This window comes from Pseudomaricurvus hydrocarbonicus (assembly GCF_011602365.1).
Lineage (GTDB): Bacteria > Pseudomonadota > Gammaproteobacteria > Pseudomonadales > Cellvibrionaceae > Pseudomaricurvus > Pseudomaricurvus hydrocarbonicus.
In genome coordinates this window covers 132,360-143,592 of record NZ_JAAONZ010000012.1, presented here as the reverse complement: position 1 = coordinate 143,592, position 11,233 = coordinate 132,360, and the positions used below count along the sequence as shown (strand labels likewise).

Here is an 11,233-nt window from a genome sequence, read left to right as displayed (position 1 = left end):
TCTCTGATCTGCTTTATTACGCCAGCGTTAACACGACCTTCCAAGTCATAGCTTACGCCACTTTCATCGCAATATGACTGCCCGACTGACCGCTCATTACATCCAGACGCAAGGCCATTTGCTCTTTCAGTTCACTGACATGGGAAATCACCCCAATCATCCGACCCGTTTGCTGTAAATCAATGAGTACCCTGATGGCTGCATCCAGCGACTCGCTGTCCAGACTGCCAAAGCCCTCATCAATGAACAGGGCGTCCAGTTTGATCCCGCCGGCATAGGATTGCACCACGTCCGACAACCCCAAAGCTAAAGACAGTGCCGCCATAAAAGATTCACCACCGGATAAGGTCGCCACAGACCGCGTCTTGCCGGTATTGCCGTCTTCGACTTCCAGTTCCAGACCTGAGGCTTTATTGCCCTTGGCCCGGTCTTCTTTACGCACCAGGCAATAGCGTCCTTTACTCATGAGATGCAGGCGCTGGGATGCCTGAATCAATACATCATCGAGCAATACACTGAGGACAAAACGATTAAGGCTGATCTTGTCTCCGGTCTGGCCGTTGGCGACGTCGCTCAAGGTGCCCATAACCGCATATTGTTTTTCCAATAAGGCGTTTTTCTCATGCGCTTTCTGCAGTTTATCCTGTACAGATTTCAACAGATTGTTGCGTTCCGCCAGTTTTTGCCATGTCTTATCGGCCTCCTCAAACAGAGCAGCAGCGGTATTTACAGCCGCCTCCAGATACTCCATGTCCGGCGCTTTTTGCTCCGCCAGTTCTGTTTTCATCTGTTCAATCACGGCCCTGGTATTGCTGGTTTCCGTGTTATAGCGATCAATGTCGGTTTTCAACTGCTGTTGGGCGGCGTCCTCCAGTAAAGCTTCTTTAAACGCAGTCACATCGGCGAATTCACTGGCCTGCAGCGCAGACTCCCAGGTTTGAAGCACCTGCTGTGTCTTCACCTGCGCGTCATCCCACTGTTTCGTTAAAGCCACCAGGGCGGAATCCGCTTTATCGGCAATTGATTTTTGCTCGGATTGACGTTGCTCGGCGACTGTCGCCGCCCGGGTAATCTTTTCAATGCTCTCAGCCAGGCGTTTCAGTGCCTGCGCCAAAAATCCCGCTTGTCGATACGATTCGGGGATCTGCTGCTGCAATTGCTCAACCTGTGCAGACACCTGCATCAAGCTATGACTGTCTTGTTTGACGGTGGCTTCCAGTTCTGTCAAAGACTCGAAAGTATTCGTCAGCTCCTGCTGGATCTCGGTGACCCGGCGATTGAGTCGATGTTGTTCCACCTGCCTCGCCAGCAACTGTTGCACCTGAATTTCCATGGCAGCCAGCTCTTCGGCCATCTGTTCTACGGCGATATCCGCATATTCGGCAATCATGGCCTTCAACTGCATACCTTCTCTGGTGTTCATAGCCTTAAGGTTATTGGCTTGAGAGACTGCCTCCTTACATTCTTCCAAACGCCGGGTTGCCTGCTGTTGCTGCTGACGTATGGCATCGACCTGCTGTTTAGAGACCAACTCATTATCGCCAGACTGGGTGGCCGGATGAGGATGCTCAATACTGCCACACACCGGACACGGTTCTCCCTGTTGCAACCCTTTAGCCAGCAGAGCAGCCTGTCCGCTGTGCCAGAGGTATTCGGTTTTAGTTGCGGTTAACTGTAACTGCTCACATTCAACCGTTTGCTGCTCAAAGGCCGTCTGTGCAGTCCGGACCTGAACCGATATCTCGGCCGCCGCTTGCCTTAATGTCTCCAGCTGTTTTCTCAACTGGAACTTATGAGTCAAACTTTCCAGTTTCGCTTGCTGGCTTGGGAGAATTTCCAATTCCAGGGCTAACGCCTGAGCTGTTTGCTGAGCAGTTTCCTGCTCCCGCTGTAAACCTTGATACGCTTGCTGTCTGGCTTCGTATTGCCGGCGGCTGGCATCGACGGCACGCTGACGGCTCTGCTGGACGGTGTTTGCCTCTGACAACTGGGTCAGTTGTCCTTGATAACGCTGCAGGTCACTGTGCTGTTGTTTCAATTCATCCAGCTCATCCAGTGCTGACTTTGCTCGGGAATATTCCTCCGCCGCCAAGGTATAGTCGGTGTTTGCTTGCACTAATTGCGCTTTGCTCAGCGTTACCTGCTGCTGCAGCCGTTGCAGCTGATCGGTCTGCGCAAGCTGCAGCTCAAAATGATGATGAATTTTTTGGGCCAGCATCGCTCGCTGTAGAAGCTTCTGTTTTTGTTCAACCTCCGGGGCCATGGCCTCGATGTCACTCAATCCCCGACACTTGGCGGCCAACTCACTAAAACGCTTTGTCAGTGCCAGCCCCTGATTTTTTTCGGCGATCGAGGCTTTCAACTTTTGATCGGCGGCGTCTTTATTTTCTGTTGCCTTAAGCAACAGCGGTTTTAGCGTCTTTGCTTCCGCCGCCACGTCCTGCTCACTACTGACCTCGGCCGTTTGTAAAATGCCTTTGATTTCATTACGATGATTTTCCACCGCTTGTCTGATACCCGCTGCCTGCGCTTTCAGACGATCCTCAATGCGCCGATAGATGTTGGTCTGGAATAACTGCCCAAAAATCTTTTCTCGCTCTTTGGAGTCGGCCATCAACAGCTCACGAAATTTACCTTGTGGCAACACCATGACCTGACGGAACTGTTCGACATCCAGCCCCATTATTTCCTTGATGTAATCTGTCGCCTCCGTGACATTTTTGGACACCAGTAAACGGCCTTCATTACTACCGTCTTCCGTGTCTTCAGAGCTGGGGGCAAGTTCCCACAACTGGGCTTCCGGATTGTGTTTGGTGGTACCCTCACCACTTTTTTTAGCTCTGAATTGAGGTGGTACACGACGAATCCGGTAACATTTATCACCCAGCGAAAATTCCAGACACACTTCTGTGAGTACCGACGTTTCCGCGTGATCACAACGCATCTCGGCGGCTTCTCGCTCGGCTCCCGTGGTTTGACCATAGAGTGCGAAACAAATGGCATCCAGAATGGAGCTTTTGCCGGCACCTGTGGGGCCATTGATCAAAAACAGGGGATTGCTGCCCAGCCGGGTGAAGTCGATCACTTCACGACCGGCAAAGGGACCAAAGGCTTGCAGCGTCAGCGTTAACGGCTTCATGAATTCTGCTCCTGCTGATGAATCTCCGCTATGGTTTGCTGAATCGCCGCTAGTTGGTCTGCGGTTAATTCCTGCCCGGAAACCTGTACAAAGAAATCGCAAAACATATCCAATTCATTGCGTTTGAGCTTGTCACGGCTCATCTGTTGCTCACCGGTTGCCAACATGCCCGGCTTTTCCAACTGCAGCACATTGGGGTAGACCGCGCGCAATTTACTCATCGGGTCAAGAATCGCGTGACGATCGGTCAAGCGAACCAACAGATAATCTTCATTGTGCGGGTCCGTCTTGCCCTGCTCAAGCAGTGTGGTCAGCTCTCCCTCAAGCACACGCATATTTCGTAAAGGTGACAAGGGCAAGTGTGTTACCGACTGCAACCCGTTACGATTCAGGTCTACCAGTGTCACGCCCTTATTTTGGTGCTGCTCTGAAAAGCTGTACTTCAGTAATGAACCACTATAGCGGATGTGTTCTTTGCCCTTGTATTGAGGGCTGTGCAGATGACCCAAAGCGACATAATCGAAAGGAACACAAGGCTGATAACTGACCCGATCCGATCCTCCAATCGACAGGGGGCGCTCGGATTCCGACTCCTCTGCCCCATCAATAAAGCAATGACTCGCCAGCACATTACTCATTTCGCTGGAAGTGCAGGACAGGATCTGTTGCACCAGGAAGGAGTGCGCTTCGTCGTAGGTGGACACCGGCTCGTCAAAAAGATTGCGTACCGTTTCGGGGTCGTTATAGGGCATGCCATAGAAAGCAACGTCGCCATCGGCATGGCGGATCACCACCGGCTCCTTCACCTTGTTCAGATCCCCCAGAATGTGCAGGCCTGACTGACCCAGTTGCCGGGAACCAAAACGCAATCGCTGGGCACTGTCGTGGTTACCCGGAATCAGGATGACCGGTATCTGCATCTCCATACAGATTCTCGTGAGCAGATCGTCCAGCAGTTCAACCGCCGCTGCCGGTGGAATCGAGCGATCGTAAATGTCACCGGCAATGACCAGCGCATCGACGGCCTCTTCAGTCATATAGGCCAATAACTGATCAAGCACGTGACGCTGATCCTCCAGTAATGACACATTGTGAAACTGGCGACCGATGTGCCAATCGGACGTGTGGATAAATTTCATAGGGTGTTCCTGGTACGCAGGATAGGCCCCGAATGTCTACAACGGCATAACAGCCGTGGGCCAAATCCAGAAAAATCTGTTATTCACCTTAAAAATCAGCAGGTTACTCTTGCCACCAATATAACAAGATCGCCAGAAATTACTATGGAATCGCTACAGAGAGTTCAGGCAGTTCTGGCGGTACAGGCAAGAGAGGAGTGCATAAAGGGAGGATTGCCCAACTAGGGGGCCGCGTATCGGAAGGACAAGATATTGACAGTGTCACGCACTGGCGCAGCGAGCTGGAACAGCCGGTATACACAGGCCGCAGCGATGCTGTCTGAGGTCAACCAGGACTCCAGTACTAGCCTCGCTGCGGGATCAAGCGTTTTGACCCTGATGACGCCCCGCCTAAGGCAGGGTATCTTTTAAGCGGTCGGAATAACCATTTTTACGGTAGGGCAACATGCCCTGATTCCATTGCGCCCACAGCGCTTTGAGTTCACGAAATTTTTCAGGGTATTTGTCCTTCAGCTGGGCGCGTTCGCGAGGGTATTCGGTCACATTAAAAAGCCACTCCTGACCATCGGCTCGAAAATATTTCCAATCGCCCTGCCGCACTGCCGCCTGATCGCCTTTATTGAAACGCCAGAACAGGGTTCTGTTGCGCTGCGGCGCCTTGCCCGTTAAGACCTCCAGCAAATTGATTCCATCGTATTTATCCTCCTCGACGGGCGTGCCGGTGGCCGCGACCAGCGTGGGCAGAAAATCCATGGACACCATCACCTGATCAGAGAGGCTGTTGGCTTTAATGTGACCCGGCCAGCGGATGATAATGGGCGTGCGAATTCCCCCCTCCAGCAGCTCACCCTTATTGCCCGAGTAAGGCCAGGTATCCGAATAGCGTTCAGCGCCATTGTCACTGGTAAACACCACGATGGTATTGTCATCAATCCCCTTGGCTTTTAGCGCCGCCAAAATTCGTCCAACACTGCTGTCCATGCGCGACATCATTTCTGCATAGATATCAATAGAGCCGCCATCGCTGTGAAAAATCGACGACAGGGATTTGGACACCGCCTCATCAAATGGACCTTCCCAGGGCCAGTGCGGCGCGTTGAAATGCAGACTGATCATGAAGGGCTTTTCAGCCGAAGACTTTTCGATGTAATTAATGGCTTCATCGGCAAACAGGTCGGTCAGATAACCCTCTCGCTGCACAGGGTCGTTATCGGCATAGAGGCCATCACCCGGTACTTTTTTCGTCAGTTCAACACGATGCCGAAAATAGTCAGCGGCACCCTTGGGCATACCAAAAAAATGGTCGTAGCCGTGCTGCAAGGGACCGTGAATCGGTGGATCGCCTAAATGCCACTTGCCAATCAGGATGGTCTCGTAGCCACGCTCTTTAAACTCTGAGGCGATGGTCGGAGTGTCGAGCGGCAAGCCAATATCCTCAGGCGCACCCGGGCCTACAGGCTCCTCCAGACCCAGAGCATAACGGTACTGGTACTTGCCGGAAAGCAGTGCGGTGCGGGTAGGAGAACAGATGGCTGAGTTGGCATAGCCATTGGTTAGCAACACACCTTCTTTGGCCAATCGATCCAGGTACAGGGTCTGGGTATTGCGGGATCCGGTCACGCCGAGATCTGCATACCCCATATCATCCACCATGATGAACAAAATGTTTGGCTTTGTACTCGACTGATTGTGCTCTTTGTTGTTCTTCTTGATATCCTCTGCCAAACACAGTGACGCCCACAACATGGCCGGCATCATGAAACTCAATACAATCCACGTTTTAAAATTTATTTTTTTCATACTCAAACTCCGAAAGGTTCACTCAATTCGGGTGTCGTCTATCGGGATTCCAGGATCCCGCTATGACAGACTGTCCTCCTTGCCGAATGTCTAACTTAACTATTCTAATGTGTGTGATGGGTCAAACCATTGCCATTACCCGCCTGGATATTCGGCAGTAGAACAACAGAGGAAACACACACCAGCAGTGCTACAACACCGAAAACCTGGAAGCTGGCAAGGTAATTCTCGCTGCCGACCATTGAGACCACCCAGGCAAAGATCAGTGTTGTTGCAAACTGCCCCAGGGCAAAAGTGGATTGCCAAATACCCGTACCGCGACCGCGGACCGAGAAATTCAATGGTGCCACCGCCCAGGTCAACAGGGTGGGCAGCAACATCCCCGCCCCAAACTGATTCAGGAAACCGGCGACCACAAACCACTGATAACTGGGTGCGTGGGTCATACTGACAAAGCCTAGCGCCAGGATGCCAAATTCAATGGCAATCAAGTTGCGGATACTGAAATGGTGATGGGCGTAACGGTAGAAAATTGCACCGGCGGGTACACCGATACTGGCAAACGCCAATAACCAGCCTGTCACCGCTGAATTGGAGATATCAAAGCTCCCCAGGGCGGAACTCATCTGAAATTGTAAAATGTAGAAGAAAATACCCCCGATCAGCGTATAAGCGCACACCTTGAGCATGTGCAGCCAGGGCAATTGGTCTTGCTCTTTAGAGACAGGGGTATTGCGATCGCCCTTCTCTGCCAGCTCCGGACACACGTCCCAGGTGAAAAGCAACACCCCGACCAGCATCACAAGGCTGAGGCCATAGATGGCAAACGGACCCCGCCAGCCATACACACTGCCCAGATACCCCGCCAGAGGAAACAGACACATGGCGGTCAGTGACGCCAATGCCGCCTGGCTACCCAGCCATTTATCCCGCTGGTCGCCACTGAAGTAATCGCCGATTAACGTGGTGGAACAGGTGATGACAACCGCTTCGCACAAACCGACGCCCAAGCGGGAGGTAAAAATGGCCCAGTAAGAATCGAGAAAAATGGGTGATATGCCGCAAAAACCATAAACTAGCATCGCGCCAATCAACAGTTTACGCCTGCCCACCCGATCAGCGAGCCAGCCCGCAAAGGGCGCCCCCAGTGCGATGCACAGTGCCGGTAACGACAACAGCATGGGCACCAGATAATGGGCATTGGGTGTATCACCAAACGCCAGCATCAACTGTGGAACAATGGGCGCTAACAATACGGCGCCCATGACCGTCAGAGTGATCGGCAGGATCAGCACCACACCCTGTAGATTACCCGGAGTTTTTTCACTCGACCCGTGCGGTATAAACGACCCGTTATTCTGAAGTGACATGGTTTTATCCTTATTAGCGTCTCAACGTCAGTTGTTGCAGATCAGTCTGCGCAGATCAATCTTTACGGAACAACATGGTCAACAATACCCAGAGCTTTTTCGGACTCAAACCCAGTTTAATCGCACGGCGTAAATCACCGGGTCCCAGGCGAGCAACGAGAGGCATGGTGCCAAACGTCTTGCCCTTGATAACCAACTCATCTTCCGTGACGTCAATATGGTCAACAGCCATCAGTTCCTCGTCCTGCTCATCAAACAGGCGCATCGCACCGTCCTTCGGGGCTTTAGTACGAGCGCGTGTCTTGTTTACTGAATCTTCAATGACACCAAAGGTGCGATTGAAATCCATACCCAGATCTTCAAACATGACCATGGCTGCCGCGCGTCCAGCACCGACCACACCACCAGCGGGTGGCATGGAAGGCCCCACCAGATAAAGGCCTTCAATACCGGGCACTCGAAACTGTCCCAGGTCTGCTGTTGGACGATTGCCAACGCTCTGGTAAAAATACGGTGCCACCCCGTGTACGTCACCTTTCACCATAGAGTTGGGTGAATTGCGTTCAAGATCGAGTGGCGTGTAAAACTTGTGAGCGATAATATTGTCGCTGTTGAGGTTGGACACAAAGCGCGATTGCTGTTCCTGCCGAATCTGACCATACTCCTCACGGAATTCGTCCCAGCGGGAGTTACCGCCTTCCGCCAGGTCATAGGGCGCAAAGCCGGTGCTATGCCACATACCCGCGCCGGCAGGCACACGACTGGGATCGGACTTCGACTCATCGTTGCCCGCAAACATCATACGTTTAGTGAGTTCACCGCGCTTCAAGGCATCGAAGTCAGTCTGTAGCTCAGCCATGCTTTCGTGCTGGCACAGTGTGAGCATGATCGCCTGTTCCACATCCTTATCGGCAGTGCAAAACTGGATGGGTTCACGCAGATCATAGTGGGAAACAAACAGACTGAACGCGGCCAGCGAGGCTTTTTCCGCCCGCTGCAAAACGGGTTCCGCTACCCCGTCCACAAACTGGCGCAGCTTGTGAGGGTGCATGGAGCCGATCACAGCGTCCCTGGCCATAATTTTTTCACCGTCGGCCATCTCGACACCCACCGCTTTACCGCCACTGACAATGATCCGTTTGACCTCGGCGTTATAGCGCAGCTCACCGCCATTGGCTTCGATACTGCGCACCATGGATTCCGACAATTTACCGCTGCCACCATAGGGCTGTGACACCCCGTAGGTGTGCATCAATGCTGTGAACATAACAGTGCCCATACCCGTTCCCAGCTCGTCCGGCAGCTGCAGATTTTCTGACACAGCCCGGGCGATGTGCATCTGTACCTTATCGTTTTCAAACCACTGACGAATGATGTCAAGACTGCTGCGCTGCATCAAATCCAGCATCACCCGTCCTTCCTCACTGCTGTCCAGCATGGCCACCAGCTGACCGAGTGGCGGTTGCGGCTTGTACATCCCCGGCATCACCATAGGCAACATGGTCTGCCCCAGCTGCACAAAACGGCGATAAGATTCCGCATCCCGCTGAGAATAGCGCGCAATCCCCTCACAGGTTTTATCCAGGTCCTTGTATGTGATCAACACCGATTGGTCATTAAAAATGGTAGCGTGCGGCACATCGGAATATTTGTACTTCATGCCATGCTTACTGAACAGATCCAACTCGTCATTGGTGATCAACGGGTTGGCTTGAATCATGATGTGTACACTGGAGTGCAGGTCGTGATGGTAACCGGGGGATAAAATTTGTTGGGTTGCTGCACCACCTCCGGCGTAACCATTGCGTTCAAGTAGCAAGACCTTCTTGCCGGCCTTGGCCAGGTAGCCAGCTGTGGTGAGGCCGTTGTGGCCGGCGCCCATGGCGACGATATCATAATCAGACATAGTTATAATTTTCCTGATGCTTGCGAATGCTGTTGAGCGTTTTATTCTATTTAATGTTCTATTCTATTTTACTTTTTAACCGTGATCCCTAGGGATGCAGCTCAGGTAAAGGCTTACCGTCGACTTCAACCGCCGTTGCCTCGGTCAAAATAAAGACAATACGGCAGCGTTCGGTAGCGCTTGGGTTACGCCACAGATGCATAGTGCCACGTTGGACGACAATGTCACCCGCATGCAACAAAGTTTTCTCTCCATCGTCCAGCTCCAGTTCTAACTCACCGCTCAACACAATGCCGTAATCCAGACTGTTGGTTCGATGCATGGGAGATGACTCGCCAGGCAACATATCCACGACTCGCATCACAGAGCCACCGTTCAGGGTCAAGCCCGCTTCGCGCTCACGGCCATCCACAGGATCGTTATTGTCTACCGGCAGATCCGGAGCGGTCCAGAGCAGGGTAAACTCTGCGTCGCCACTGGGAATCAACTGGGTTTCAAACGCCGCATCGTTTATAAATACGGCCTTACCCTGGGCATTGTGCCCAGTAACAATGCGTCTGACGGAAGGCAATTTGCTCATTGTTCGGTTCTCTTCTGTTCGTTTTTCGTTGATGTGTTGGCGGTATAGCAAAATCGTTATTTCCAGCCAAGATCGGGGCCAGCAGCGGCTTTTTTAACTTCACACCAGAGTAATGACGAGTGGTTACGAGCACAAATCGTCCTTATCGATAGCGACTATAGGCCTGACGAATTTACAATGGACACTAGAGTAAGAGTTTGGTGAATCAACCGTTTTCTGGGGAGTGAAGATGAGCCTGGATAGGGTCAGAGCAGGGAAAGATTGGCCCGGCTGAGGCGGAAGTCTGGCGTCGACAAAGGGTTAGCGGAATGGGCCCGGCAACGGCGCGGGCCCCGGAAGCAGTGGAGCCTACGCCAGGCCGGCGACAGCTTCACACACCAACTGCGCCACTGAGCCATCATGTGCAAAACCGGCACGTTCGGCAGCCGGAGTTTGCAACGCAGGATGTGAGCCGAAGTGCTCTTCGAGATCCGCATCCGGCTCATAACTGACCAACCCTGGCGAGACCTTCAACTGCGCCGCGGCCGCCTGCGACAGTTCACCCATGGTACAGCGCAACGCGGGCAAAGTGACGACCCGGGAGGCAGGCATTAAGCCGCTGTCCAGCTGCGCCGCGTGCATCAGGTTGGTCACACATTGATTGACGGACATGAGCCACAATGTCGCTTTTGACGACACCGGGCTGATAAAACCATCGCCAGCTTTAAGGGCATGAAACAGATTACTCATAAAGGCTGATTTAAGTCCGCTGGGGGCCAGAGGGCGAGCCACAATGCCCGGCAGGCGTACGGCCACCGAGTCCACCACACTGCGGCGGGACATATCCGCCAACGCCAATTCCACCATGGCCTTATGGGTGCCATAAATCATCGCCGGCTGAATGCGACAGTCATCAGTAACAACTTCCGGTAACGGCGCGCCCAACACCGCTATCGTGCTGGTAAAGACGACTCGCGGCTTGTTCCCGACCTCGGCCGCCTCTTCAAACAACGCCAGAGTGGCATCTAAATTGACCTGCTTGGACAACTCCGGGTTCGCTTCCGCCGCACCGCCGGGTACCGCCGCCAAATGGAACAGCACGTCGGCTCCGTCTTTCAGCGCTTCGTGCCTGACCGCTGGGTCCTGCAGCTGACCTTTCACCAGTCGAACCCCCGCACTGAGTTTTTCGTCCGACAGTCCTTCAAACTGAGACAACTGTGTATCTACCAACACCAGCTGCAGTGTGTCATCCGCCATCAACCGCTGTGCCAGTGCACACCCAACAAAACCACCGGCACCGGTAATCACCACCTTCATCGC

General features: G+C 53.0%; 7 protein-coding genes. All 7 read right to left on the bottom strand.

The window, feature by feature from the left end; genetic code table 11:
• Positions 1-52: 52 nt before the first annotated feature.
• The 7 genes from G8770_RS15130 to G8770_RS15100 all read right to left on the bottom strand — a co-directional run bounded on the left by G8770_RS15130 (position 53) and on the right by G8770_RS15100 (position 11,230).
• Positions 53-3,139: an AAA family ATPase gene (locus G8770_RS15130; RefSeq protein ID WP_167188515.1), complete on the bottom strand. Its 3,087-nt coding sequence runs from the start codon at positions 3,137-3,139 to the stop codon at positions 53-55.
• Positions 3,136-4,278 (bottom strand): exonuclease SbcCD subunit D, encoded by a 1,143-nt coding sequence (locus G8770_RS15125; RefSeq protein ID WP_167188512.1) that lies wholly within the window; start codon positions 4,276-4,278, stop codon positions 3,136-3,138. The genes G8770_RS15130 and G8770_RS15125 overlap by 4 nt, the downstream gene beginning before the upstream one ends.
• A gap of 390 nt (positions 4,279-4,668) precedes the next feature.
• The gene (locus G8770_RS15120) at positions 4,669-6,078 is read right to left on the bottom strand and encodes a sulfatase-like hydrolase/transferase (protein WP_167188509.1); all 1,410 of its coding nucleotides are present in this window, start codon (positions 6,076-6,078) and stop codon (positions 4,669-4,671) included.
• A 104-nt stretch (positions 6,079-6,182) separates the two neighbouring features.
• Complete coding sequence (locus G8770_RS15115; RefSeq protein ID WP_167188506.1) at positions 6,183-7,448, bottom strand: MFS transporter; 1,266 nt, start codon at positions 7,446-7,448, stop codon at positions 6,183-6,185.
• Positions 7,449-7,503: 55 nt separating this feature from the next.
• A complete protein-coding gene (locus G8770_RS15110) occupies positions 7,504-9,363 on the bottom strand; it encodes a phytoene desaturase family protein (RefSeq protein ID WP_341771161.1) in 1,860 nt (619 codons plus the stop codon).
• 79 nt (positions 9,364-9,442) lie between these two features.
• Positions 9,443-9,934 carry a cupin domain-containing protein gene (locus G8770_RS15105; protein WP_167188500.1) on the bottom strand — a complete coding sequence of 164 codons (492 nt, stop codon included), beginning with the start codon at positions 9,932-9,934 and terminating at the stop codon, positions 9,443-9,445.
• Between the two features lie 348 nt (positions 9,935-10,282).
• Positions 10,283-11,230 (bottom strand): NAD-dependent epimerase/dehydratase family protein, encoded by a 948-nt coding sequence (locus G8770_RS15100; RefSeq protein WP_167188497.1) that lies wholly within the window; start codon positions 11,228-11,230, stop codon positions 10,283-10,285.
• Between the last annotated feature and the right edge of the window lie 3 nt (positions 11,231-11,233).